We start from the raw sequence: 24,360 nt of genomic DNA on the forward strand, positions 1-24,360 counted from the left end.
GTCGTCGTACGGCATCCGCCTTCGTCGTACGACATCTGCCGGCGAGGTCTTTCACGGCGTACGGCCGGCGTACGGCTATGGCGCCACCCAGGCGTACCGGTGCTCCGGGCGCCCCGTGTCGCCGTATCTGAGGGACAGGCGGAGGCGGCCGGCCTGTTCGAGGTGGCGGAGGTAGCGCTGGGCGGTGGAGCGGCTCAGGCCGGTCTCGGCGGCGACCTCGTGGGCCGACAGCGGGTGCTCGGCGTGGTGCAGGACGTGGCAGATGAGGTCCGTGGTCGGCTCCGAGTGGCCGCTGGGCAGGCCGGGGGAGGCCGGAGCCGGTGTGGTGCGCAGGGCGCTGAAGATCCGGTCGACCTGTTCCTGACCGGCGATGCCGCGGCCGCCGACCCGGTCGACGGTGCGGCGCAGGGCGGCGTAGGAGTCCAGGCGGGTGCGCAGGGCCGCGAAGGTGAAGGGTTTGACCAGGTAGTGGAGGGCGCCCAGGCGCATCGCGGCCTGGACGGTCGTCACGTCCCCTGCTGCCGTGACCATGATGACGTCGGTGCCGTGCCCCTGTTCCCGCATGCGGTGGACGAGTTCGAGGCCCGTCTGGTCGGGCAGGTAGTGGTCGAGCAGGACCAGGTCGATGGTCCCGCGCTGCACGCTGGCCAGCGCCTGGGCGGCGCTGTGGGCGCGGGCGGCGACCCGGAAGCCGGGAACCTTCCCCACGTACTTCGCGTTGATCTCGGCGACGCGGAAGTCGTCGTCCACGACCAGGACGTCAATCATCGGGCCTCTTTCCCTCAAGGCCTGGCGGGCGTAACGCCCGTGTTTCGGCTTCGCTGTTTGTAGCGCGCGCAAAACGAGCACAACAGGCTGTTGCAGGCAAAAGAACGGCATGTGCCCAGAAGACTGATGCCGTGGCGCAGGCCACATCTACCGTCCCCGGCCATGAGCGCAGACACCAGCCCCGCCATCGAGCTGCGGGGCGCGAGCAAGACATTCCGGACCCCGTCGGGGGGTCTGCACACGGCTGTCAGGGGACTTGACCTCACGGTGGGGCGTGGGGAGTTCGTGGCGGTCGTCGGGCCCACGGGCTGCGGCAAGTCGACTACGTTGACGCTGGTCAGCGGGTTGGAGGAGCCCTCCGAGGGTGAGGTCCTGGTCGTCGGGGAGCCGGTCCGGGGAGTCGGGGACAAGGTCGGTTTCGTGTTCCAGCAGGACGCCACCTTCCCCTGGCGCACGGTCCTGTCCAATGTCATGGCCGGCCCTCGCTTCCGCGGTGTGCCCAAGGCGGAGGCCAGGCAGAAGGCGCGGGAATGGCTGGCCCGGGTCGGGCTCGCGGCCTTCGAGGACCGCTACCCCCATCAGCTCTCCGGAGGCATGCGCAAGCGGGTCGCGCTCGCCGCCACCTTCGTCAACGATCCCGAGATCCTGCTCATGGACGAGCCGTTCTCCGCGCTCGACGTGCAGACCCGGGCCCTGATGTCCGACGAACTCCTCGAACTGTGGGAGGGCACGGGCGCCTCCGTCGTCTTCGTCACCCACGACCTGGAGGAGTCCATCGCGCTGGCCGACAAGGTCGTCGTGATGACGGCCGGACCCGCCACCGTCAAGCAGGTCTTCGACATCGACCTGCCGCGGCCGCGCAAGGTCGAGTCGGTGCGACTGGAGCCGCGGTTCATCGAGATCTACCGCGAGATCTGGGAGTCCCTCGGCGAAGAGGTCCGCATCACTCGCGAGAGGAGCGCCGCCCATGTCGCCTGACGTCATGCCCGAGGCCCAGGTCGCACCGGCCTCGACCGACCCCGGTGACAAGACCGACCGCGCGCACTCACGCGCGCGTGCCGCCCGCCGACGCCGGATCGTCGTCAGCGTGTCCCGGGTGCTGCTCCTGGTGGCCGTACTCGGTCTGTGGGAAGTGCTCTCTCGGACCGAGGCCATCGATCCCTTCAACTTCTCCATGCCCTCGAAGATCTGGGACCAGATCTGGACCTGGGTGACGCACGGGACCGCACTCGGTTCGTTGGGCGAACAGATCTGGTACACGCTGTACGAGGCGCTGCTGGGCTGGGTCGTCGGTGTGGTGGCCGGTGTGGTGTTCGGTATCGCGCTGGGGCGGATCACCTTGCTTGCCGACGTCCTTGGTCCATACATCAAGGTGCTCAACTCGATACCGAGGATCGTCCTCGCACCCATCTTCGTGATCTGGTTCGGGCTCGGACCGGCCTCCAAGGTGGCCTCGGCCGTCGTCCTGGTCTTCTTCCCGGTCTTCTTCAACGCCTTCCAGGGCGCCCGAGAGGTCGACCGCAACCTGGTCGCCAACGCGCGCATCCTTGGCGCGAGCGACCGCAGGGTGACGCTTCAGGTCGTCATCCCGTCCGCGACCTCGTGGATCTTCACCAGCCTGCACGTCAGCTTCGGTTTCGCCCTCATCGGCGCGATCGTCGGGGAGTACATCGGGGCGACCAAGGGCATCGGACTGCTCGTCGCGCAGTCGCAGGGCACCTTCAACGCGGCCGGTGTGTACGCCGCGATGGTCATCCTCGCCGTCGTCGCACTCCTCGCCGAAGGGCTGCTCACCTTCGCCGAGCGCCGCATCTTCCGCTGGAAGCCGACGGGTTCCGACAGCTGAGCCCGTCAACGGCAGCCGCCCCCTCCCCAGCTCCAGCTTCAGCCCTTCCCGCACCGCCCCTCACAAGGACGTGAACTCCATGCGCAAGACCGCCAGACTCACCTCCCTGGCCGCCGCCGGCCTGCTCGCCCTCTCCTCGCTCACCGCCTGTGCCAATGACGCCGCCAGTACGGCGTCGGCCGACTCGGGAAGCAAGGGCGACGGCAAGGGGACCAAGGTCAAGATCATGGTCGGTGGCCTCGACAAGGTCATCTACCTGCCCGCGATGCTCACCCAGCGGCTCGGCTACTTCGACTCCGAGGGACTCGACGTGGAGCTGCTGAGCGAGCCCGCCGGTGTCCAGGCCGAGACCGCGCTCGTCTCCGGACAGGTCCAGGGGGCCGTCGGCTTCTACGACCACACCCTCGACCTGCAGGTCAAGGGCAAGGACGTGGAGTCGGTCGTGCAGTTCTCCCACGCGCCCGGTGAGGTGGAGATCGTCTCGAACAAGGCGGCGAGCGACATCACCTCGGCCAAGGACTTCAAGGGCAGGAAGCTCGGCGTCACGGGGCTCGGCTCCTCGACCGACTTCCTCACCAAGTACCTCGCCGTCAAGAACGGCGTGAAGGTCAGCGACTTCACCCCGGTCGCCGTCGGCGCGGGACCGACCTTCATCTCGGCGCTCCAGCAGGGCTCCATCGACGGCGGCATGACGACCGACCCGACCGTCGCGACGATCCTGGACAAGAAGGCCGGCAAGATCCTCCTGGACATGCGCACGCCCCAGGGCTCCGAGGAGGCACTCGGCGGTCCGTATCCGTCGTCAAGCCTGTACATGCAGACGGACTGGGTCAACGGTCACAAGGAGACCGTCCAGAAGTTGGCCAACGCGTTCGTCAAGACGCTCAAGTGGATGTCCACCCACAGCGCCACCCAGATCGCCGACAAGATGCCCGCCGACTACTCGCAGGGCAACAAGCTGCTCTATGCGGTGGCCATCAAGAACACGCTGCCGATGTTCACCAAGGACGGCGTGATGCCCAAGGGCGGCCCCGAGACCGTCGAGAAGGTCCTCAAGGCGTTCAACCCCAACATCCAGAACGCCGACGTGGACCTCGACAAGACGTACACGACCGAGTTCGTCGAGAAGGCCGCGCAGGGCACCACAGGCTGAGCGCGAGGCCCCTCCTCACGCGCGGGTCGCCCACACGTAACGGTGTTCCGGGCGGCCCGCGTCGCCGTACTTGAGGGTCAGTCTGGCCCGCCCCGTGCGCTCCAGGAGCTTCAGATAGCGCTGGGCGGTCTGCCGGCTCACCCCGGTGCGGTCGGCGATCTCCTGAGCCGACAGAGGCCCCTCGGCGTTCATCAGAGACCTGCGGACCACCTCCACCGTGGTCGGGGAGTGCCCCTTGGGCAGATCGGGCTCCGCCGGCGAGGAGAGAGCGCCGAAGATGCGGTCGACCTCCGCCTGTTCCGCCTCGCCGCCGCCGTCCAGGGTGCGCCGCAACTCGGCGTACGCCTCCAGCCTGGCCCTGAGGCCCGCGAAGGCGAACGGCTTGACCAGGTACTGCAGCGCGCCGTGCCGCATCGCCGCCTGCACGGTCGTCACGTCCCGTGCCGCCGTTACCATGATGACGTCGGTCTGGTGGCCGCGCCGGCGCATCTCCTGGACGACCGCAAGACCCGTCTCGTCGGGCAGGTAGTGGTCCATGAGGACCAGGTCGACGTGGGGCAGCGCCTCCAGCTGCCGCAGCGCGTCCGCGGCGCTGTGCGCCTCGCCGGCCACATGGAAGCCGGGCACCTTCTCGACGTAGGCGGCGTTGACGCGCGCCACGCGGGTGTCGTCGTCCACGACCAGGACCTCGATCATCACGACTCCTCCTCGATGGCGGTCCGCTGGGCCGGCGGCGCGGTGAGCGCCGGTTGCGGCTCGGCCAGCGCGTCGGGCAGTACGACGGTGAACTCCGCGCCTCCGCCGTCCGCCTCCGCCACGGCCACGCTGCCCCCCTGGCGTTCGGCGAGCTTGCGCACGAGGGAGAGCCCGAGGCCGCGCCCCCGGTGCGCGGGGGCCTCCTTGGTGGACCAGCCCTCGGTGAAGACCAGTTCCCGCTGTTCCACCGGGATTCCGGGCCCGGTGTCCCGCACCCGGAGGACCGCGGCACGCCCCTCCGTGCGCAACTCGACCTCCACGCGCGCGTGGAGGTCGCCGGCGACCGCGTCCAGGGCGTTGTCCACCAGGTTGCCGACGATCGTGACCAGGCCGCTCGGGTCGACCAGCCGGTCCGGCAGCCGGGTCCGGTCGGAGACCCACAGGGCGACCCCGCGCTCGGCGGCGACGGTCGCCTTGCCCACCAGCAGTGCGGCGAGCAGGGGATCCTCGATCTTCTCGGTGACCTGCTCCGCGGTGGCCCGGTGGTCGCCGACGACCTCTCCGACGAACTCCACGGCGTCGTCGTACATCTCCAGCTCCAGCAGGCCCAGGAGCGTGTGCATCCGGTTGGCGTGCTCGTGGTCCTGGGCGCGCAGGGCGTCGATGAGACCGTGGGTCGAGTCGAGCTCCCGGCCGAGCTGTTCCAGTTCGGTGCGGTCGCGCAGGGTCGCGACGGCACCGCCGTCGTCGGTGGGCATCCGGTTGGCGACCAGCACCCGCTGGCCGCGCACGGTGACCAGATCGGTGCCCGTCACGCGACCGGCCAGGACGTCGGCCGTACGGCCGTCCCCGAGCGCCTCGTCGGGGGAGCGTCCGACGGCCTCGTCGCCGATGCCCAGCAGGCGCCTGGCCTCGTCGTTGAGCAGGCGGACGCGTCCGGCCCGGTCGAGGGCGACGACGCCTTCCCGGATGCCGTGCAGCATGGCCTCGCGCTCGGCGAGGAGGGCGGAGATGTCGGAGAAGGCCAGGTCACGGGTCTGCCGCTGCACTCTCCTGGAGATGAACCAGGCGGCCAGCGCGCCGACGGCGAGGGCCCCGCCGGCGTACGCGAACAGCCCCGGGATCGCGTGGATCAGCCGGGCGCGCACGCTGTCGTAGGCGATGCCGACGGAGACGGCCCCGACGATCCTGTGCCGGCTGTCGTACAACGGCACCTTGCCGCGGGCGGTGCGCCCCAGGGTGCCGCTGTCGATCTGCATGATCTCTTTGCCGGACAGGGCCTGGCCCGGGTCGGTCGAGACGGTCCTGCCCACCTCGCCGCGGGTGGGGTGCGACCAGCGGACGCCTCGCCAGTCCATCACGACGACGTACTCGGCCCCGGTCGCCCTGCGGATCCGCTCGGCCTCCCGCTGGACGGGGCCGTCGGGCAGCGGGGGCGTGTCCTTGACCTGCTCGGCGATCTGCGACTCCGCGGCGGTGGTCTGGGCGATGGCCAGCGCCCGGCGCATCGCCTGGTCGTCCAGCTGGTTGCTCAAGGGTGCGAGGAACAGACCGGTCGCGAGCACCACGACTCCCGCGGCGATCGCCAACTGCATCAGAAGCACCTGCGAGAACACCCGGCGGGGCAGTCCGAGTCGCAGGCGGCGGGCGGGGGGAGTGCGGCTCATACCCATGAACGGTACGGGGAGGCGACGGATTCGCCGCAGGGGGTGTGGCATGGATCTCTTGATCAACACATTGACGGACCGGTGCGGCGGACGAGCGGGAACCGGGGCGCCGTGATCAACCCGCCTGTCGTGTCAGCTCGCCATCGCCGGCGACGTCCTCAGCTCGCGCACCCCGACCACGTCCATCCGCGCGGGAGAGCCGAGCACCGCTGCCCCGCAGCTCTCGGGCCGGTGCGGCAGGGACGCCGTCTGGGCCACGAGGACGCGCCAGTGGCGGCCGTCGGTGTGCGCGACGGTCACCTCCCAGTGCGGGGCCGCGCCGTCCGTACGGACGACGGTCAGGGCCTCTGCCTCGTACTCGCGCACCGCCGTGCGGACGGCCAGCTCGGCCGCCTGGCCGGGACGCTCCCAGGCGGAGTTGCCGCGACACCCCTCGACCACGATCCGGCCCTCCTGGACGCTGTGGAGAACCTCCATGACGGCATGGGTCTCGGCGCGGCCGTAGGCGTAGCCGTACGGCAGGACGAGCAAGGTCGGGGAGAACCGGTGACCACCCAGATGGGTGACCTCCCAGGCACCCTCGACGCCGGAGGCGGCCAGTGCCGCGGCGAGCGGACGGCCGAGGAGCGCGCAGCAGCGGTCCCGCTTGCCGTTGGTGCAGACGAGCGCGAGCGGATCGCCGGTGTGGGGACCTCCGCCGAGCACCGCGTCGAAGCCGCTGTGATCGCCGCTGCCGAGTGCGGCGAGGTCCAGGCCGAGCAGGTCCCGCGGGTCGCGGGTCGTCGCGCTGTGCAGCCACACGTTGCCGGGCACGGTGTGGGCGGCGTACACCTGCCGGATGGTGGGTGTTCCGCTGTCGGCGTGCCGGCCGGGGCGGCGGATGAGCGCGATGCGCACGCCCGTGTCCTTCGCCGCGGCCTCCAGGGCGCGGCCCAGCGCGGGGTCGAGGTGGCTCGAAGTGAGCGCCTTGGCACCCCAGGGGCCGGACTGCTCCAGCAGCAGCCAGGTCCGCGCGGTGGCCGCGGTTCCGGAAACGGGCTCGTCGAGGTCGTGCGAGACCGTTGAGCAGGTACTCACAGAGGTGAGCCTAACCTGACTCGGTGCGAGGCGATTCCGGCCGCCTCCCCGTCAGGGCTCCGGCAGCGGTTGCGGTGGTTTCGGGCCCACATAGGTGCCGCTCGGGCGCATGCGCAGCGGGCGTTCCCCGTACTCCTCCAGCGCGTGGGCGATCCAGCCCGCCGTACGGGCGACGGCGAAGATCGTCTCGCCGGCCGTGGACGGCATCCCGGAGGAGGCGGTGAGTACGGCGAGGGCCAGGTCCACGTTGGCCTTCAGGGGAGTGTGCCGGGCGGTGGTGGCCACGATGTCCTGGGCCGCGAGGAGGGCGGGCTCGGCCCGTGGGATCTCCTCAAGGAGGGCGAACAGGGCGCGCGCGCGTGGGTCCTCGCCCGGGTAGAGCCGGTGGCCGAGGCCCGGGATGCGGCGGCCGGCCCGCAGCTCCTCCGCGATCACGGGGGCCGCGTCGCCACGGTCGAGCACGTCGAGCAGCAGCCGGTGCGCGAGCCCGCTGGCCGCGCCGTGCAAGGGACCCTCCAGGACACCGAGTCCGGCGGAGACGGCCGCGTACGCGTGCGCGCGTGCCGAGGCGGCGACGCGTACCGCGAGGGTCGAGGCGGCGAGGTCGTGGTCGACGAGAAGGCCGAGCGCGGTGTCCAGGGCGTGCAGGGACGCCTCGTCGGGCTTGCGTCCGCTCAGTCGCGTCCACAGCCGGGGGGCCAGTCGGCCGTCGTCCCTGCGGCGGTCGTGGAGCACGGGTGGCAGGGCGGCGACAAGGGTGGGGATGAGGGTCCGTGCGGTGCCGAGCACCGCCTCCTCGGACAGGTCGAAACGCAGCGGGTCGGCCGCCGCGGCTGCGATCGCGGCGACGCGCAACCGGTCGGTGGGGCCGGTGTGTTCGGGCAGTGCGTCCACCGCGCGGCGGGCCGTGTCGACGGTGGCGTCGGGGGCGGTGAAGGTGACGCCGGGCTGCATTCGTCCGGTCCAGAGCCACTCCGCGATCTCTTCGTAGGAGTGGCGCGCGGCGAGTTCGGTCGCGTCGACCCCCCGGAAGTAGTAGCGGTCCCGGTCGATGAACGTGATGCGGGTCCGTACGGACAGTTCGCCGCCGGAGCCCGGACTCGCGCCGCTCTCCCGGCGGTTGCGCCGGGCGAGGGTCTCCACCTCCTTGGCGTCGAAGGTGCTGCCCCGGCCGCCGGGGACACGTCGGCTGCTGAGCTGGCCGCGGCTCACATAGGCGTAGACCGTCTCGGGTTTCACGCCCAGCAGTTCGGCGGCTTCCTTGGTGCTGAGCCGGTGGTCGGCGGGACCGGGGAGGGGGTCTTGATCGCGCATAAGAGGTCACCGTATCCGCAGCCGGGTAGGTTGATCGGGATATGTTGATTCAATCAACATTGACAGCTATTGAGTCAACCATGGACAGTCGAATCAAGTCCAGGGAGGAATCATGTCGGTCAACAGGTCCACAACCCCACTCGTCGACGTACCACGAGGACTCGCCGGCGTCGTCGTCACCGACACCGAGGTCGGGGACGTTCGGGGGCGCGAGGGGTTCTATCACTACCGCCAGTACTCGGCCGTCGAGCTCGCGCAGACACGCACCTTCGAGGACGTCTGGCATCTCCTGGTCCACGGCGAACTGCCGGACGCCGGACAGGCCCTGGCCTTCCGCGCCGAGACCGCTGCGCCTCGGCGACTGCCGGACGGGGTGCGGGCGGCGCTGCCCGCGATCGCCGCGGCGAGCGGACGGTCGGGTCCTCTCGCCGGTATGCGCACGGCCTTGTCGCTGCTCGGTGCGGCGAAGGGGTTCCGGCCGGTGTACGACATCGGCCCGGACGAGCGGCGGCGGGACACACTCATGGCGGCCGCCGCGGTGCCGACGCTGCTCACCGCACTGCACCGGCTGGGCAAGGGGCTCGAACCGGTGGAGCCGCGTGAGGATCTCTCGTACGCGGCGAACTACCTCTACATGTTGACGGGTTCCGAGCCGGAGCCGCAGCGGGCCCGGGCGGTGGAGCAGTACTTGATCTCAACCATTGATCACGGATTCAATGCATCAACCTTTACGGCACGGGTCATCGCGTCGACGGGGGCGGATGTCGTGGCGTGTCTCGTGGGGGCCGTAGGAGCCTTGTCCGGGCCGCTGCACGGGGGAGCGCCGAGCCGGGCGTTGGACACCCTGGACGCGATCGGTACGCCCGACCGTATCGACCCCTGGATCCGCGAGCGCGTGCTCGCCGGTGAACGGATCATGGGCTTCGGCCACGCGATCTACCGCACGGAGGACCCGCGTTCCCGGATGCTCCGGGAGGTCGCCCAGCGGTTCGGCGGGCCCCGAGTGGATTTCGCCGTCGAGGTGGAACGGCATGTCGAGGCGATCCTGGCCGAGCTGAAGCCGGGGCGGGAGCTGCACACCAACGTCGAGTTCTACGCCGGTGTGGTCATGGAACTGTGCGGGCTGCCTCGCGAGATGTTCACGCCTACCTTCGCGGCGGGGCGGGTGGTGGGGTGGAGCGCGAACATCCTGGAGCAGGCGGCGGATTCGAAGATCATTCGGCCGGTGGCGCGGTATGTGGGGGCGGAGGCGCCGGTGGCGGTGCCGTTGATTTGACGCTCAGGCTGCTGGGGGCGTAGGCGCCAGACTGCCTCCGTCGGCCTCGGCTATGGCACGCTCGAACACCCTGAACATGCGTCCTTCGTCGGAGTCGGGTGCCAGAGACTCCTTCAAGGAGCGCGAAGCCGCCCAGTAGCGGCGAAACGCCGGGCTGCGCAACATGTATCTGGCTTCGCGGAGTAGGTCTGCCTCCGACCGATCGCCCCACTGGTGGACCAGTAGCAGGTGGCTGTACGTCAGATTGGCAAAGAGATGCTGTCTTATCACAGCAGGGGGCTGGCCTGGGTAGTCGTTCCACACCTCACTCAACGCAGGGTCGTCCATCTGCATTTGAGTGAGTTGTATGTGGAGCGCCCGCAGGTCCGCTGCGGCGCTTCGTCGAAGCTCGGTTCGAGAAGCAATCAACTCCTCGCGTTGTAAGGCAAGTTCCCGGCGCTGCAGCTGGATCTCTCGCTGCTGGAGCAGGACTGTCACCACCAGCAGGATCAGTGCGAGACCTGAGAAGACGGCGCTGGCAGCGCCGAAGTAGTCGCCCACGACGCTGCGCTCAATGGCAGTACGCCGACTACCGTTGGCCTGCTCCACTCCGTCGATGAGCCATCCACTGACGACAATGGAAGCTGCGCCTACCACTGCAATTCCAGCTACGGCCGCAGCTGACCATGCGCAGGCCTTGACGACTGAACGCGATGCGCGATCATTCGCCATGCCGGCCACCTCCCCCGAACCCGACCGGAACATACTGCCCGCACTGCGGGTAGAGAAACCGGCTGGGAAACGTCGCATGCTGCGGGACCGGGTTGTATGAGAGAGGTCCAGTCCCGCAGCGTGGGCCGTTGTCAGGCGGCCTTGATGTTCGACAGTGCACGTAGGAGCGTGCTACGCGGAATGATGATCGCTACCTCGCCTGGCTTGATCGGTCGGAGGTTGCCTGCTTCTTCTGCGGTCGTGCGACTCCCGATTGCTGCGTAGTGCTTGTTCGACAGTTCCAGTACTGCCGGACACGTCTGGCCGGTATGGCACTTGGAGATGCAGCGGACTATGTGGAGGTGGTCAGGGACGTCCATGGGCCTTCGTCCTGAAGAGTGTGCGGGAGGGATCGGTAGAACTGCGCGGTGCAGACTCAGGAGTTGGGAATGTCCCGTTTCGCGCGGAGAAGCGTTTCGCGAGTGATCATCACGATCCGCTCGTACTCGGCTCGTCCTGCGTCCGGCGGCAGTTTCCCGTCCAGTTCCTCAGTGACATCTGTCCCGATGACGGCGAAGTTGCCGTCCTGCAGCTCGAAGATGTCCGGACAGGTCTGGCCGGCGGCGCTTCCGCGCTCACGGGGGGACGCACCGAGTCGGCGCACGATCTTCACAGGGAGATACCACCTTCATGGCTCTGAATGATGAGGTGCTCTCCGAGCCTGGCCTGACTGTCCGTTGGGTGTGCCGGCAGGGCGATCTCTCCGAGCGCCTGGTGTCCGTCGGAGCGCCCGGAGAGGGCAGGGCACAACATATCGACTCTGGGGCGTATGGTGCGCGAGATATGGAGAGGCGAGTGAGTGAAGTTCTGCGCCCATTCTTGACTCGCGACGCTCCGCCCTGATCGTTTTGTGTCTGAGCTATGGGGCGTGAGGTGCGGTTTGTGACAGTGTGAACGCTGTCAGGTCGGTTCTTCCGGTGGTTCGCCCACAACCCACCACTCGTCTGTGTCCGCACCATCGAGTTCTTGGATCAGGTCGTCCATCATGCGTCCGAGAGTGGATTCCTCGGATGTATCCGGCAGGCTCTTGCGGTGATGTCGCGTGGCCTCCCAGTACTCGCGGAACACGCGGTTCTGGCAAATGACCCGCAGATGCCCATAGAGCTCCGGCAGGGTCAGGGCCCCGATGCGGTGGAAGTACAGGGCGTTGACGTACAGGGCGTTCGCGAACAGGAACTGACGCTGCTTCTCGAGCGGGATGTCGGCCTCGTATGTGTCGAGAACTGCAGCCAGGGTCGGGTCGTCCATCGCTTTGCAAAGCAGATCGAAGTGGAGCCTGTGCTGTTCGGTCAGCGAGGCCCGCCTGCGGTGGTACGAACGCGCAGAGACAAAACGTGCCCCTGCTGTCAACTTTGCCCTGGCAGTCGAGGCGATCCCCCGCATCCCAGACTTCTGTGTGGCCATGTCAATCCCCGATTCAAACGGCCGTCCGCCGGTCGTCGGGGTGCGGGTCGACTGATGGGGACCGGCGAGCGGTGGGCGGCGCTTGCCGTCTCCCAGGGTGCCGAGCGGCTCTGATCGGCGGGGGAGGCGGAGAGGAGGCGCACGGAGGGAAGTGAGGGTCGCACGGACCGGCGCCTTGCCCAACGTCTGCCCCGCAAGTGCTGCTAACAATCGTTCACTTCGCGGTGATTATTCCGGCTCGTATCCTGGTCCGGCAGAGAAACCTCGTACGTGCGCCGGGACCGCGATCCGGTGCACGCAGCAGCGCGAAAGAGGTCGTACGTTGAGTCAGCCGAGCGGGAGCCCCCGGCAGATCCCGGTCGTCGTGCTCGCCGGATTCCTGGGTTCCGGCAAGACCACGCTCCTCAATCACCTCCTCCACCGCAGCGGAGGCAGCCGTATCGGAGCCGTCGTCAACGACTTCGGTGCCATCGAGATCGACGCCATGGCCGTCGCCGGCGCGCTCGGCGACTCGACCGTCTCCCTCGGGAACGGCTGCCTGTGCTGCGCCGTCGACGTCGGCGAACTCGACCAGTACCTCTCCCGGCTCGCCCACCCCGATACCGGCATCGACGTCATCGTCATCGAGGCCAGCGGGCTCGCAGAGCCGCAGGAACTCGTCCGCATGGTGCTCGCAAGTGAGCAGCCCCATGTCGTCTACGGCGGCCTCGTCGAGGTCGTCGACGCCGCCGAGTTCGACGACACCCGCGCCAGACATCCCGAGCTCGACCGGCACCTCGGCCTCGCCGACCTCGTCGTGGTCAACAAGCTCGACCGGGCGGCTCCCCAGGATGCCGAGCGCGTTCTGGCCGTCGTCCGGTCCCTCGTCGACCGCGCCGCCGTCGTCCCGGCCACCTACGGCCGTATCGACCCCGAGTTCCTCTTCGACTGCCGGCCCAGCGAGGAGCGCATCGGACAGCTCTCCTTCGACGACCTCGACGACCTCGACGACCACACCGACGAGCACGGCCACGAGGACCACCTGCACTCCGGCTACGACAGCGTGGCGTTCCGTTCCGATGTGCCCATGGACCCCCGTCGGTTGATGGCCTTCCTCGACAGCAGGCCGGAGGGGCTGTACCGGATCAAGGGGTACGTCGACTTCGGGCCGTACGACGCCCGCAACCGTTACGCCGTCCACGCCGTCGGCAGCTTCCTGCGGTTCTACCCGGAGCCCTGGGACGCCGGGGACGACCGGCTCACCCAGCTCGTCCTCATCGGCTCCGGTATCGACACCCAGGCGCTCGGCAAGGAACTGGAGGCGTGCGGGGCGGACACGACAGACGCCCCGCACACCGCCGACGAGGCCGGTATGTGGGGCGTCCTGCGCTACGTCCAGGGCACCGAGGAGGACCCGGAGGAACCGGCCTAGACCGGACCCGCCACCACCGACACCGTCTTCGCCAGCGACACGCCCGAGCCGTCGCGGCGCGGGTCGATCTCAGGGAGGTCGGCCGGTGTGCCGTTCTTCTGCGCCGCGCGGGCCGGGACGGCGCCCGCCCAGGCCAGGGACAGGCAGTCCTCGCCCTTGAGGAACCGCTGGCAGCGGACGCCGCCCGTGGCGCGGCCCTTGCGCGGGTACTGGTCGAACGGGGTCAGCTTGGCCGTCGTCTGCACCGAGTCGTCGAGCGTGCCGCGCGAGCCCGCGACCGTGAAGACGACCGCGTCGGCCGCCGGGTCCACCGCCGTGAAGGAGATGACCTTCGCGCCCTCGGTGAGCTTGATGCCGGTCATACCGCCCGCCGGACGACCCTGCGGACGGACCTGTGAGGCCTGGTAACGCAGGAGTTGGGCGTCGTCGGAGATGAAGACCAGGTCCTCGTCGCCGGTGCGCAGTTCCACCGCGCCCACGATCCGGTCGCCCTCCTTGAGGGTGATGACCTCCAACTCGTCCTTGTTGGACGGGTAGTCGGGGACCACGCGCTTGACGACGCCCTGTTCGGTGCCGAGGGCCAGACCGGGCGAGGACTCGTCCAGCGTGGTGAGGCAGATCAGGGTCTCGTCGTCCTCCAGGGAGAGGAACTCCGCCAGCGGGGCGCCGCCCGCGAGGTTCGCGGCCGACTCCGGGAGCTGCGGCAGGTCGATGACGTTCAGCCGCAGCAGACGGCCGGACGAGGTGACCGCGCCGATCTCGCCGCGCGCGGTGGCCGGCACCGCGGAGACGATCACGTCGTGCTTGGCCCGATTGCCGCCTGCTTCCTCCGGGAACGGCTCGCCGTTCGCCGTACGGGCCAGCAGACCCGTCGAGGACAGCAGCACCCGGCACGGGTCGTCCGCCACCTGGAGCGGTACGGCGGCCACGGGGGCCGTCGCGCCGGCCTCCAGCAGGACCGTGCGCCGCTCGGTGCCGTACTTCTTGGCGACCGCGGCCAGTTCGGCGGAGACCAGCTTGCGCAGCTCGGCGTCCGACTCCAGGATCCGGGTCAGTTCCGCGATCTCCGCGTTGAGCCGCTCCTGCTCCGACTCCAGCTCGATGCGGTCGAACCGGGTCAGCCGCCGCAGGGGCGTGTCCAGGATGTACTGCGTCTGGATCTCGCTCAGCGAGAAGCGCTCGATCAGGCGCTCCTTCGCCTGCGCGGAGTTGTCGCTGGAGCGGATGATCCGGATGACCTCGTCGATGTCGACGAGCGCGGTGAGCAGGCCCTCGACCAGGTGCAGCCGGTCGCGTCGCTTGGTGCGCCGGAACTCGCTGCGGCGGCGCACCACTTCGAAGCGGTGGTCGAGATAGACCTCCAGGAGCTCCTTGAGGCCGAGCGTGAGGGGCTGTCCGTCCACCAGCGCCACGTTGTTGACGCCGAAGGACTCCTCCATCGGCGTCAGCTTGTAGAGCTGCTCCAGGACGGCCTCCGGCACGAAGCCGTTCTTGATCTCGATGACCAGGCGCAGACCGTGCGCGCGGTCGGTGAGGTCCTTGACGTCGGCGATGCCCTGGAGCTTCTTCGCGTTGACCAGGTCCTTGATCTTGGCGATCACCTTCTCCGGGCCGACCGTGAAGGGCAGCTCGGTGACGACCAGGCCCTTGCGGCGGGCCGTCACCGTCTCCACCGAGACCGTCGCGCGGATCTTGAAGGTGCCGCGGCCCGTCTCGTAGGCGTCCCGGATGCCGGAGAGACCGACGATCCGGCCGCCGGTGGGCAGGTCGGGGCCCGGGATGTGCTTCATCAGGGCGTCCAGATCCGCGTTCGGGTAGCGGATCAGGTGGCGGGCGGCCGCGATGACCTCGGTGAGGTTGTGCGGCGCCATGTTGGTGGCCATGCCGACCGCGATGCCGGAGGCGCCGTTCACCAGGAGGTTCGGGAAGGCGGCGGGCAGCGCGCCCGGCTCCTGCTCCTGGCCGTCGTAGTTGGGCGCGAAGTCGACCGTGTCCTCGTCGATGGACTCGGTCATCAGGCTCGCGGCCTCGGCGGCACGGCACTCGGTGTACCGCATGGCGGCCGGCGGGTCGTCGTTGCCCAGCGAGCCGAAGTTGCCGTGGCCGTCGACCAGCGGGACGCTCATCGAGAAGGGCTGGGCCATGCGCACCAGGGCGTCGTAGATCGACGCGTCACCGTGGGGGTGCAACTTACCCATGACCTCGCCGACCACGCGGGCGCACTTCACATAGCCGCGGTCGGGGCGCAGGCCCATCTCGCTCATCTGGTAGACGATGCGTCGGTGCACCGGCTTGAGGCCGTCGCGGGCGTCGGGGAGCGCGCGGGAGTAGATGACCGAGTACGCGTACTCGAGGTACGAGCCCTTCATCTCGTCCACGACGTCGATGTCGAGGATCCGCTCCTCGTACGAGTCGTCGGGCGGCGGGGTCTTCGTGCTGCGGCGGGCCATCGCTGCCGGCTCCTCTTTTCTGGTCGCTCGCCTACGGGTCGCTCACTTCGGCCCTTTGGCTCACTCTTGCTGAAGCGTGAACAGGATCTGACGCGGACCATTGTGGACCGCGGCACTGACAGTTCGGGCCGGGGCCCGGCCGGGCCGCCCGGACCGGCGACCGCACAGCGCCTCCCTCACGGTTGCCCGCAGGCTACGCGATCCGCTGTGGGCGTATGTGCTCCGGGAACTTCGCCGAGGGTCCGCACGCTTGCATACAGTGGCAGGACCGGCAGGAAAAACGCGGTTTTGACGACCGCGACCGCGATCGAAGGGACGTACATGCCCATGGGTCACACGGCCACAGACCAGGCAGGCACCGGGGGCCTGACAGCGACCGAGCACCGCCTGGCCAACGGGCTGCGCGTGGTGCTCTCCGAGGACCACCTGACCCCGGTCGCGGCGGTGTGCCTCTGGTACGACGTCGGCTCGCGCCACGAGGTCAAGGGGCGTACCGGCCTGGCTCACCTTTTCGAGCACTTGATGTTCCAGGGCTCCGGACAGGTCAAGGGCAACGGGCACTTCGAGCTCGTCCAGGGTGCGGGCGGCTCGCTCAACGGCACCACCAGCTTCGAGCGCACCAACTACTTCGAGACCATGCCGACGCACCAGCTGGAGCTCGCCCTCTGGCTGGAGGCCGACCGCATGGGCTCGCTGCTGGCCGCCCTCGACGACGAGTCGATGGAGAACCAGCGCGACGTCGTCAAGAACGAGCGCAGGCAGCGCTACGACAACGTCCCCTACGGCACCGCGTTCGAGAAGCTGACCGCGCTCGCCTACCCGGAGGGCCACCCCTACCACCACACCCCGATCGGTTCGATGGCCGACCTGGACGCGGCCACCCTGGAGGACGCGCGCGCGTTCTTCCGCACGTACTACGCGCCCAACAACGCCGTCCTGTCGGTCGTCGGCGACATCGACCCGGAGCAGACGCTCGCCTGGGTCGAGAAGTACTTCGGCTCCATCCCCTCGCACGACGGCAAGCCCGTGCCCCGCGACGGCTCGCTGCCCCAGATCATCGGCGAGCAGCTGCGTGAGGTCGTCGAGGAGGAGGTCCCCGCGCGCGCGTTGATGGCCGCCTACCGGCTGCCGCACGACGGCACCCGCGAGGCGGACGCGGCCGACCTCGCCCTCACCGTCCTCGGCGGCGGCGAGTCCTCCCGCCTCTACAACCGGCTCGTACGGCGCGACCGTACGGCCGTCGCGGCCGGCTTCGGTCTGCTGCGGCTGGCCGGGGCGCCCTCCTTGGGCTGGCTCGATGTGAAGACCTCGGGGGACGTCGAGGTGCCGGTCATCGAGGCCGCCATCGACGAGGAGCTCGCGCGGTTCGCCGAGGAGGGCCCCACGGCCGAGGAGATGGAACGCGCCCAGGCCCAGTTGGAGCGCGAGTGGCTGGACCGGCTCGGCACCGTCGCGGGCCGCGCCGACGAACTGTGCCGGTACGCCGTCCTGTTCGGCGACCCGCAGCTCGCCCTGACCGCCGTACAGCGCGTCCTGGAGGTGAGCGCCGAGGAGGTGCAGGAGGTCGCCAAGGCCACACTGCGCCCCGACAACCGCGCGGTGCTCGTCTACGAGCCCACCGCCCCGGCGGAGATCGCCGACAGCGCGGAGGACGCCGCCGAGGATCCGGAAGCCGCGGCGACCGTAGAAGCCACCGACGAGAACGAGGAGGCGGCCAAGTGACCGAGCTCGCCGCGATGGAATTCCACCCGCAGCCTCAGGCGGGCGAGCCCAAGGTCTGGGCCTTCCCCGCCCCCGAGCGCGGGACGCTCGACAACGGCCTCACGCTCCTGCGCTGCCACCGCCCCGGCCAGCAGGTCGTCGCCGTCGAGGTGCTCCTGGACGCGCCCCTGGACGCCGAGCCGGCCGGCCTGGACGGTGTCGCCACGATCATGGCGCGCGCGTTCTCCGAGGGCACCGACAAGCACTCCGCCGAGGACTTCGCCGCCGAGCTGGAGCGCTGCGGCGCCACCCTGGACGCGCACGCCGACCACCCGGGCGTCCGCCTGAGCCTCGAAGTGCCCGCCTCCCGCCTGGCCAAGGCGCTCGGTCTGCTGGCCGACGCGCTCAGGGCGCCCGCGTTCGCGGACAGCGAGGTGGAGCGGCTCGTCCGCAACCGCCTCGACGAGATCCCGCACGAGCTGGCCAACCCGTCCCGCCGCGCGGCCAAGGAGCTCTCCAGGGAGCTGTTCCCGGCCGACTCGCGTATGTCGCGCCCCCGCCAGGGCACCGAGGAGACCGTCGAGAACATCGACTCCGCGGCTGTGCGCGCCTTCTACGAGAAGCACGTGCGGCCCGCCACCGCGACCGCCGTGGTCGTCGGTGACCTCACCGGCATCGACCTGGACGCGCTGCTCGCCGACACCCTCGGCTCCTGGACCGGCTCCACCGGCCGGCCGCGCCCCGTGCCGCCGGTGACCGCCGACGACACCGGCCGGGTCGTCATCGTGGACCGCCCCGGCGCCGTCCAGACGCAGCTGCTGATCGGCCGTATCGGAGCGGACCGGCACGCACGCGTGTGGCCCGCGCAGGTGCTCGGCACGTACTGCCTCGGCGGCACCCTCACCTCCCGCCTGGACCGCGTCCTGCGCGAGGAGAAGGGCTACACCTACGGCGTACGGTCGTTCGGCCAGGTCCTCAGGTCCGCCCCGGACGGCTCGGGCGCCGCGATGCTCGCCATCAGCGGCTCGGTCGACACCCCGAACACCGGTCCCGCCCTGGACGACCTGTGGAAGGTGCTGCGCACGCTCGCCGAGGGCGGTCTCACCGACGCCGAACGCGATGTCGCCGTACAGAACCTCGTCGGTGTGGCACCGCTCAAGTACGAGACGGCCGCGGCCGTCGCGAGCACGCTGGCCGACCAGGTCGAGCAGCACCTGCCCGACGACTACCAGGCGACCCTGTACCAGCAGCTCGCCGCGACCGGCACCGTCGAGGCCACCGCCGCCGTCGTGAACGCCTTCCCGGTGGACCGGCTGGTGACGATCCTGGTCGGCGACGCGGCCGCCATCAAGGAGCCCGTCGAAGCCCTCGGCATCGGCGAAGTCAAGGTCGTGACGGCCGAGTAGAGGAACCCGGCTCAGGGGGCCCTGGTGGCGCACACGTCACCAGGGCCCTCAGATGTCCGGATTGGGCAGGAGGTTGCCTGTCTGCCCTGTGGGATTCGCTACAAACACCCTGATCGGTTTGGGGATTGAAAGCAGGCCCGCTTAGCGTCCTCTGGGCTGTCCGTCAGGCACCGCGCCGCGCCCGCGGCACCGGACAGTCATCGCCGAGTCCCCGCATGGCGCGAGCCAGGGGAGCCGGGGACCCACGTCCCTGGGGTGAATCGGACGCCCGCGCACCGCGAGGGGGTCCGTAGGAGACCTTCCTGCTCCGAACCCGTCAGCTAACCCGGTAGGCGAGAAGGAAGGAAAGGATCAGCCACCACATGGCGTTCACCTGCGCCGCCGGGAAGCACCGTCGTCCCAGCCGTATGAAGCGCACGACCGCCCGCGCCGCGGGCGTCGCGGCCCTTGCCACCACCGGCGTCCTCGGCGCCGTCGCGGCCCCGGCGCTCGCCGCCGACAACTCCGTCGAGCAGACCGGTCTCATGCCCGTCGTCACCGTCGGCGACTCCCTCGCGGACCAGCTCGGCGCCCAGGCCGAGGCCCAGGCGCAGGCCGCCGCGCAGAAGAAGGCGGCGGCGGAGGCCAAGCGCAAGGCCGAGGCGCGCGCCAAGGAGATACGCGAGGCCAAGGAGCGCGCCGCCCGTGAGGCCGAGCGCAAGCGCCTCAACGCCTTCGTCGCCCCGATCTCCGGCTCCTACATCTCCACCGGCTACAAGACCGGCGGTTCCCTGTGGTCCTCCGGCAGCCACACCGGTGTCGACTTCCACGCCGCCAGCGGCACCTCCGTGCACGCGGTCGGCCGCGGCACCGTCGTGGAGACGGGCTGGGGCGGGTCGTACGGGAACCAGATCGTGATCAGGATGGCCGACGGCACGTACACCCAGTACGGCCACCTGTCGTCCATCGGCGTCTCGGTCGGCCAGTCGGTCATCCCCGGCCAGCAGATCGGCCTCTCCGGCGCGACCGGCAACGTCACCGGACCGCACCTGCACTTCGAGGCGCGCACCAGCCCGGAGTACGGCTCGGACATCGACCCCGTCTCCTACCTGCGCTCGCACGGCGTGAACGTCTGACGACCCGTCGCGCACACTCCGCGAGACCCCGGCTCCCCGAGCCGGGGTTTCGTCGTTTCCAGCGGCCCGTTGTCCAAAAAATATCTCTGGATTCCGGTCCGCCGTCGGAAATTCCCGCTGATTGCAATAGAGTCACTGAACACACGTCAATCGGCGACGTTTCACGGGGATTAAGACGGAGGTCGGACATGCGTATTCCGGCGCACTCGGTATGCACGGCGATCCGGGACGACATCGTCGCAGGTGTCCACGAGCGCGGGAGCCGGCTCACCGAGGAACTGCTCGCCCGTCGCTACGGAGTCTCCCGCGTCCCCGTCCGCGAGGCCCTGCGCACCCTGGAGGCCGAGGGCTTCGTGGTGACGCGGCGGCACGCGGGCGCGTGCGTGGCCGAACCGACCGAGCAGGAGGGCGCCGACCTCCTGGAGATGCGCATGCTCCTCGAACCGCTCGGCGCCACCCGGGCCGCCCAGCGGCGCACCGAGGCCCATCTGAAGGTGCTGCGCGGCCTGGTCAGGCTGGGCCAGGAGCGGGCCAGGCGGGGCAACAGCGACGACCTGCGCTCCCTGGGGGGCTGGTTCCACGAGACGCTCGCCCAGGCCTCCGGCAGCCCCGCGCTGACCTCCCTGCTGACCCAGCTGCGGCACAAGATCGCCTGGATGTACGTCGTGGACGCCCCCGCCAACCCGGCGGAGTCCTGGGCGGAGCACGGCGCGATCGTGGACGCGGTGGCACGCGGGGACGCCGAGCGGGCGCGGGCGATCACGGCGCTGCACACCGAGCGCTCGGGCGCGGCGCACCGGCTGCGGTTCGCCTCGGGGCAGGACCGCGCGGACCGTGTGAGGACCTCGCAACCTCCTGTAAACGTGACGGGTGTGCGGCATTAACACGGGCGCCGTATACAAAGAGGAGTAATTCGCGGGGGAGTATTTCTGCTGCCCGCAAAAGGGAAAAGCGAAGGGCCCGCCCGATAATTCGGACGAGCCCCTCGGTGCTTTTCGGGAAACCCGAACTCAGACGGTCTCGGGAAGCTCCTCGAGTCCCTCGGCGACCAGCTTCGCGAGCCGGTCGAGGGCCGCGTCCGCACCCTCGGCGTCGGAGGCGAGGACGATCTCCTCGCCGCCCTGGGCGCCCAGGCCGAGAACGGCCAGCATGGAGGCCGCGTTGACGGGCTTGCCGTCGGCCTTGGCGATCGTCACCGGGATACCTGCGGCCGTGGCGGCCCGGACGAAGATGGAAGCGGGGCGGGCGTGGAGGCCCTCGGCCCAGCCGACGTTGACGCGGCGCTCAGCCATGTGATGCTGCCCTTCGGTTCTCAAGGTTGTCTAGACCAGTTTCCCACACGTGAAGTGTCTCCGGACAGGACCCGAAGTCCCTCCGGGGCAAGTCGTCGGACCGCGGCCTCGGCCCGACGTCCGTCCTCGCGCGTTCTCCACAGACTGCCTCGCGCCGTTGTCGTACGCGAGCCGTACGCTGGGGCCCATGCAGAGCGCGTCGGACCGGCACGAGTACCCCGCCCACTGGGAAGCCGACGTGGTGCTGCGCGACGGCGGCACCGCGCGCATCCGGCCCATCACCGTCGACGACGCCGATCGCCTGGTCAGCTTCTACGAGCAGGTCTCGGACGAGTCGAAGTACTACCGTTTCTTCGCGCCCTACCCGCGCCTGTCCGCCAAGGACGTCCACCGCTTCACGCACCACGACTTTGTGGACCGGGTGGGTCTCGCCGCCACCATCGGAGGCGAGTTCATCGCCACCGTACGCTACGACCGCATCGGCGCCGACGGCCTGCCCGCATCGGCTCCCGCCGACGAGGCCGAGGTCGCTTTCCTCGTGCAGGACGCCCACCAGGGGCGCGGTGTGGCCTCCGCCCTCCTCGAACACATCGGGGCCGTCGCCCGCGAGCGCGGCATCCGGCGCTTCGCCGCCGAGGTGCTGCCCGCCAACGTCAAGATGATCAAGGTGTTCACCGACGCCGGGTACACCCAGAAGCGCAGCTTCGAGGACGGCGTCGTACGCCTGGAGTTCGACCTGGAGCCCACCGACCGCTCGCTCGCCGTGCAGTACGCGCGCGAGCAGCGCGCCGAGTCGCGCTCGGTGCAGCGGCTGCTCACCCCCGGTTCCGTCGCCGTCGTAGGCGTCGGACGCGCCGAGGGCGGTGTGGGCCGCAGCGTGCTCGGCAACATCAGGGACTACGGCTTCACCGGTCGCCTGTACGCCGTGAACAAGGCGTTCCCCGAGGACCAGAAGGACCTCGACGGCATCCCCGCACACCGCTCGGTGGGGGACATCGACGGCCCCGTGGACGTCGCGGTCGTCGCCGTACCGGCCGAGCACGTCCCCGAGGTCGTCGCCGAGTGCGGGGCACACGGCGTCCAGGGGCTCGTCGTGCTCTCCGCCGGGTACGCCGAGAGCGGCCCCGAAGGGCGCGAGCGCCAGCGTGAACTCGTGCGGCACGCACGCGCGTACGGCATGCGGATCATCGGCCCGAACGCCTTCGGGATCATCAACACCAACCCGGACGTCCGCCTCAACGCCTCACTGGCCCCCGAGACCCCCCGGGCCGGCCGGATCGGCCTCTTCGCCCAGTCCGGCGCCATCGGCATCGCCCTGCTCTCCCGGCTGCACCGGCGCGGCGGCGGCGTCACCGGCGTCACCGGCGTCTCCACCTTCGTCTCCTCCGGCAACCGCGCCGACGTCTCCGGCAACGACGTCCTTCAGTACTGGTACGACGACCCGCACACCGACGTCGTCCTCATGTACCTGGAGTCCATCGGCAACCCCCGCAAGTTCACCCGCCTCGCCAGGCGGACGGCGGCGGCCAAGCCCCTGGTCGTCGTGCAGGGTTCCGGCACCGCCCCGCAGGGCCACGCCGTCCGCGCCACGCGCCTGCCGCGCGCCACGGTGTCCGCGCTGCTCCGGCAGGCCGGCGTGATCCAGGTCGACACCATCACCGAACTCGTGGACACCGGCCTCCTGCTGGCCCGCCAGCCGCTGCCCACCGGACCCAGGGTGGCGATCCTCGGCAACTCCGAGTCGCTCGGCCTGCTCACCTACGACGCGTGCGTGGCCGAGGGGCTGAGGCCGTCGGCCCCGCTGGACCTGACCACGGCGGCCGTGCCGGAGGACTTCCACGCGGCCCTCGCGCGCGCGTTGGCCGACGACTCCTGCGACGCGGTGATCGTGACGGCCATCCCAGCGGTCGGCGAGGGGACCGCCGGCGACGCCGCCCTGGCCGAGGCGCTCCGGTCCGCGGCGGAGCAGGTCCCCGGCAAGCCGGTCCTCGTGGTCCATGTCGAGCTCGGCGGGCTCGCGGAGGCCCTGTCGGCGGCGACCAGCACCGCGCCCCAGGCCGCCGCGGGCCCGCCGAAGATCCGTGCCGACCACCCGTTCCGCGCCCTGGACCGGCTGCGGGCCACCCAGGCCCCCGCGCAGCCGCCCGCGCCCGGGAACAGCGACCGCCTCATCCCCGCCTACCCCGCAGCCGAGCGCGCGGTGCGGGCCCTCGCCGACGCCGTGCAGTACGCGCAGTGGCGCCGGGAGGCCGCCGAGCCCGGCAAGGTGCCCGAGTCCATCGACGCGGACATCGACGAGAAGGGCGCCGCGACCCTGATCGACGGCCTGCTCACGCGCGGGCAGGGACTCACCCTCGGCCCCGAGGAGACCTGCGAGCTGCTCGCCAAGTACGGCGTCCAGCTCCACCGCGCCCTGCCCGGCACCACCGCCGACGCCGCCGTCCAGGCTGCCGCCGCCCTCGGCTACCCGGTCGCCCTCAAGGCCACCGCCCCGCACCTGCGCCACCGCGCCGACCTCGGTGGCGTACGCCTCGATCTCGCGGACGAGGAGCAGCTGCGGCGGGCGTACACCGAGCTGACCGAACTGTTCGGCACGCCGGACGAACTGCGACCCGTGGTGCAGGGGATGGCCCCGCGCGGGGTGGACACCGTGATCCGGGCCGTCATCGACCCCGCCGCCGGCGCCGTGCTGTCCTTCGGGCTGGCCGGGGCGGCCTCGCAGCTGCTCGACGACACCGCGCACCGGCTGATTCCGGTCACCGACCGGGAGGCGGCGACCCTGGTCCGCTCGATCCGGACCGCGCCGCTCCTCTTCGGCTGGCGCGGTTCCACCCCGGTCGACACACCCGCGCTGGAGGAGCTCCTGCTGCGGGTGTCCCGGCTGGTCGACGACCATCCCGAGGTCGTCGCGGTCACCCTGGAGCCGGTCGTCGTCGCCCCGCGCGGCCTGAGCGTCCTCGGCGCCTCCGTACGGCTCGCGCCGCCGCCCGCCCGCGACGACCTCGGCCCGCGGACCCTTCCCGCGTACTGAGCG

At 70.2% G+C, this 24,360-nt stretch carries 20 protein-coding genes and 1 riboswitch; of the genes, 10 read left to right on the forward strand and 10 right to left on the reverse strand.

Features of this window, described 5'->3' with window-relative positions; translation table 11 throughout:
* Window positions 1-75: 75 nt before the first annotated feature.
* Complete coding sequence (locus H293_RS0131935) at window positions 76-768, reverse strand: response regulator (RefSeq protein WP_020121890.1); 693 nt, start codon at window positions 766-768, stop codon at window positions 76-78.
* A gap of 162 nt (window positions 769-930) precedes the next feature.
* On the opposite strand from H293_RS0131935, the gene H293_RS0131940 reads away from it, so the two are divergent.
* The 3 genes from H293_RS0131940 to H293_RS0131950 all read left to right on the forward strand — a co-directional run bounded on the left by H293_RS0131940 (window position 931) and on the right by H293_RS0131950 (window position 3,767).
* Window positions 931-1,746: an ABC transporter ATP-binding protein gene (locus H293_RS0131940; RefSeq protein WP_020121891.1), complete on the forward strand. Its 816-nt coding sequence runs from the start codon at window positions 931-933 to the stop codon at window positions 1,744-1,746.
* A complete protein-coding gene (locus H293_RS0131945; RefSeq protein WP_020121892.1) occupies window positions 1,736-2,614 on the forward strand; it encodes an ABC transporter permease in 879 nt (292 codons plus the stop codon). The genes H293_RS0131940 and H293_RS0131945 overlap by 11 nt, the downstream gene beginning before the upstream one ends.
* 79 nt (window positions 2,615-2,693) lie before the next feature.
* A complete protein-coding gene (locus H293_RS0131950) occupies window positions 2,694-3,767 on the forward strand; it encodes an ABC transporter substrate-binding protein (RefSeq protein ID WP_020121893.1) in 1,074 nt (357 codons plus the stop codon).
* Between the two features lie 15 nt (window positions 3,768-3,782).
* Here the strand turns inward: H293_RS0131950 and H293_RS0131955 are convergent, their stop codons facing one another.
* From H293_RS0131955 to H293_RS0131970, 4 genes are all read right to left on the reverse strand, one after another.
* Window positions 3,783-4,463, reverse strand: a complete 681-nt coding sequence (locus tag H293_RS0131955) for a response regulator (RefSeq protein WP_020121894.1) — start codon at window positions 4,461-4,463, stop codon at window positions 3,783-3,785.
* The gene (locus tag H293_RS0131960) at window positions 4,463-6,130 is read right to left on the reverse strand and encodes an ATP-binding protein (RefSeq protein WP_051138185.1); all 1,668 of its coding nucleotides are present in this window, start codon (window positions 6,128-6,130) and stop codon (window positions 4,463-4,465) included. Before H293_RS0131960 ends, H293_RS0131955 begins: the two co-directional genes overlap by 1 nt.
* A 132-nt stretch (window positions 6,131-6,262) precedes the next feature.
* The gene (locus H293_RS0131965) at window positions 6,263-7,207 is read right to left on the reverse strand and encodes a sucrase ferredoxin (RefSeq protein ID WP_020121896.1); all 945 of its coding nucleotides are present in this window, start codon (window positions 7,205-7,207) and stop codon (window positions 6,263-6,265) included.
* A gap of 51 nt (window positions 7,208-7,258) precedes the next feature.
* Window positions 7,259-8,521: a citrate synthase gene (locus H293_RS0131970; RefSeq protein ID WP_020121897.1), complete on the reverse strand. Its 1,263-nt coding sequence runs from the start codon at window positions 8,519-8,521 to the stop codon at window positions 7,259-7,261.
* A gap of 112 nt (window positions 8,522-8,633) precedes the next feature.
* On the opposite strand from H293_RS0131970, the gene H293_RS0131975 reads away from it, so the two are divergent.
* Window positions 8,634-9,797 (forward strand): citrate synthase/methylcitrate synthase, encoded by a 1,164-nt coding sequence (locus tag H293_RS0131975; protein WP_020121898.1) that lies wholly within the window; start codon window positions 8,634-8,636, stop codon window positions 9,795-9,797.
* A 3-nt stretch (window positions 9,798-9,800) separates the two neighbouring features.
* Here H293_RS0131975 and H293_RS0131980 read toward each other — a convergent pair whose 3' ends face one another.
* The 3 genes from H293_RS0131980 to H293_RS0131990 all read right to left on the reverse strand — a co-directional run bounded on the left by H293_RS0131980 (window position 9,801) and on the right by H293_RS0131990 (window position 11,951).
* Complete coding sequence (locus H293_RS0131980) at window positions 9,801-10,508, reverse strand: DUF6082 family protein (protein ID WP_220450796.1); 708 nt, start codon at window positions 10,506-10,508, stop codon at window positions 9,801-9,803.
* 415 nt (window positions 10,509-10,923) lie between these two features.
* Window positions 10,924-11,160 (reverse strand): hypothetical protein, encoded by a 237-nt coding sequence (locus H293_RS0131985; protein ID WP_020121900.1) that lies wholly within the window; start codon window positions 11,158-11,160, stop codon window positions 10,924-10,926.
* A gap of 287 nt (window positions 11,161-11,447) precedes the next feature.
* A complete protein-coding gene (locus H293_RS0131990) occupies window positions 11,448-11,951 on the reverse strand; it encodes a DUF6082 family protein (RefSeq protein WP_028808375.1) in 504 nt (167 codons plus the stop codon).
* Window positions 11,952-12,273: 322 nt separating this feature from the next.
* Between H293_RS0131990 and H293_RS0131995 the strand changes: the two genes are divergently transcribed.
* Window positions 12,274-13,362: a CobW family GTP-binding protein gene (locus H293_RS0131995; protein WP_028808376.1), complete on the forward strand. Its 1,089-nt coding sequence runs from the start codon at window positions 12,274-12,276 to the stop codon at window positions 13,360-13,362.
* On the opposite strand, the gene H293_RS0132000 is transcribed toward H293_RS0131995, so the two are convergent.
* Window positions 13,359-15,812 carry a DNA gyrase/topoisomerase IV subunit A gene (locus H293_RS0132000; RefSeq protein WP_020121903.1) on the reverse strand — a complete coding sequence of 818 codons (2,454 nt, stop codon included), beginning with the start codon at window positions 15,810-15,812 and terminating at the stop codon, window positions 13,359-13,361. The genes H293_RS0131995 and H293_RS0132000 overlap by 4 nt on opposite strands.
* Window positions 15,813-16,139: 327 nt before the next feature.
* Between H293_RS0132000 and H293_RS0132005 the strand changes: the two genes are divergently transcribed.
* From H293_RS0132005 to H293_RS0132020, 4 genes are all read left to right on the forward strand, one after another.
* Window positions 16,140-17,534, forward strand: coding sequence for a M16 family metallopeptidase (locus H293_RS0132005; protein ID WP_199790219.1), 1,395 nt, complete (start codon window positions 16,140-16,142; stop codon window positions 17,532-17,534).
* The gene (locus H293_RS0132010; RefSeq protein ID WP_020121905.1) at window positions 17,531-18,919 is read left to right on the forward strand and encodes a M16 family metallopeptidase; all 1,389 of its coding nucleotides are present in this window, start codon (window positions 17,531-17,533) and stop codon (window positions 18,917-18,919) included. The genes H293_RS0132005 and H293_RS0132010 overlap by 4 nt, the downstream gene beginning before the upstream one ends.
* A gap of 191 nt (window positions 18,920-19,110) precedes the next feature.
* Window positions 19,111-19,268, forward strand: a riboswitch (cyclic di-AMP (ydaO/yuaA leader).
* 13 nt (window positions 19,269-19,281) lie between these two features.
* Window positions 19,282-20,034 carry a M23 family metallopeptidase gene (locus H293_RS0132015; RefSeq protein ID WP_020121906.1) on the forward strand — a complete coding sequence of 251 codons (753 nt, stop codon included), beginning with the start codon at window positions 19,282-19,284 and terminating at the stop codon, window positions 20,032-20,034.
* Window positions 20,035-20,222: 188 nt separating this feature from the next.
* The gene (locus tag H293_RS0132020) at window positions 20,223-20,918 is read left to right on the forward strand and encodes a GntR family transcriptional regulator (RefSeq protein WP_020121907.1); all 696 of its coding nucleotides are present in this window, start codon (window positions 20,223-20,225) and stop codon (window positions 20,916-20,918) included.
* A 126-nt stretch (window positions 20,919-21,044) separates the two neighbouring features.
* Here H293_RS0132020 and H293_RS0132025 read toward each other — a convergent pair whose 3' ends face one another.
* Window positions 21,045-21,326: an HPr family phosphocarrier protein gene (locus tag H293_RS0132025; RefSeq protein WP_020121908.1), complete on the reverse strand. Its 282-nt coding sequence runs from the start codon at window positions 21,324-21,326 to the stop codon at window positions 21,045-21,047.
* 187 nt (window positions 21,327-21,513) lie between these two features.
* Here H293_RS0132025 and H293_RS0132030 point away from each other — a divergent pair, with 187 nt between their 5' ends.
* Complete coding sequence (locus H293_RS0132030) at window positions 21,514-24,357, forward strand: bifunctional acetate--CoA ligase family protein/GNAT family N-acetyltransferase (RefSeq protein WP_020121909.1); 2,844 nt, start codon at window positions 21,514-21,516, stop codon at window positions 24,355-24,357.
* The last annotated feature ends 3 nt before the right edge of the window (window positions 24,358-24,360 follow it).

This window comes from Streptomyces canus 299MFChir4.1, from assembly GCF_000383615.1.
Lineage (GTDB): Bacteria > Actinomycetota > Actinomycetes > Streptomycetales > Streptomycetaceae > Streptomyces > Streptomyces canus_C.

Bases quoted from the DNA above. Each gene is read 5' to 3' on its own strand.
- H293_RS0131935 (WP_020121890.1), bottom strand. From the start codon at position 768: ATGATTGACGTCCTGGTCGTGGACGACGACTTCCGCGTCGCCGAGATC.
- H293_RS0131940 (WP_020121891.1), top strand. From the start codon at position 931: ATGAGCGCAGACACCAGCCCCGCCATCGAGCTGCGGGGCGCGAGCAAG.
- H293_RS0131945 (WP_020121892.1), top strand. From the start codon at position 1,736: ATGTCGCCTGACGTCATGCCCGAGGCCCAGGTCGCACCGGCCTCGACC.
- H293_RS0131950 (WP_020121893.1), top strand. From the start codon at position 2,694: ATGCGCAAGACCGCCAGACTCACCTCCCTGGCCGCCGCCGGCCTGCTC.
- H293_RS0131955 (WP_020121894.1), bottom strand. From the start codon at position 4,463: ATGATCGAGGTCCTGGTCGTGGACGACGACACCCGCGTGGCGCGCGTC.
- H293_RS0131960 (WP_051138185.1), bottom strand. From the start codon at position 6,130: ATGAGCCGCACTCCCCCCGCCCGCCGCCTGCGACTCGGACTGCCCCGC.
- H293_RS0131970 (WP_020121897.1), bottom strand. From the start codon at position 8,521: ATGCGCGATCAAGACCCCCTCCCCGGTCCCGCCGACCACCGGCTCAGC.
- H293_RS0131975 (WP_020121898.1), top strand. From the start codon at position 8,634: ATGTCGGTCAACAGGTCCACAACCCCACTCGTCGACGTACCACGAGGA.
- H293_RS0131980 (WP_220450796.1), bottom strand. From the start codon at position 10,508: ATGGCGAATGATCGCGCATCGCGTTCAGTCGTCAAGGCCTGCGCATGG.
- H293_RS0131990 (WP_028808375.1), bottom strand. From the start codon at position 11,951: ATGGCCACACAGAAGTCTGGGATGCGGGGGATCGCCTCGACTGCCAGG.
- H293_RS0132000 (WP_020121903.1), bottom strand. From the start codon at position 15,812: ATGGCCCGCCGCAGCACGAAGACCCCGCCGCCCGACGACTCGTACGAG.
- H293_RS0132005 (WP_199790219.1), top strand. From the start codon at position 16,140: ATGGGTCACACGGCCACAGACCAGGCAGGCACCGGGGGCCTGACAGCG.
- H293_RS0132015 (WP_020121906.1), top strand. From the start codon at position 19,282: ATGGCGTTCACCTGCGCCGCCGGGAAGCACCGTCGTCCCAGCCGTATG.
- H293_RS0132020 (WP_020121907.1), top strand. From the start codon at position 20,223: ATGCGTATTCCGGCGCACTCGGTATGCACGGCGATCCGGGACGACATC.
- H293_RS0132025 (WP_020121908.1), bottom strand. From the start codon at position 21,326: ATGGCTGAGCGCCGCGTCAACGTCGGCTGGGCCGAGGGCCTCCACGCC.
- H293_RS0132030 (WP_020121909.1), top strand. From the start codon at position 21,514: ATGCAGAGCGCGTCGGACCGGCACGAGTACCCCGCCCACTGGGAAGCC.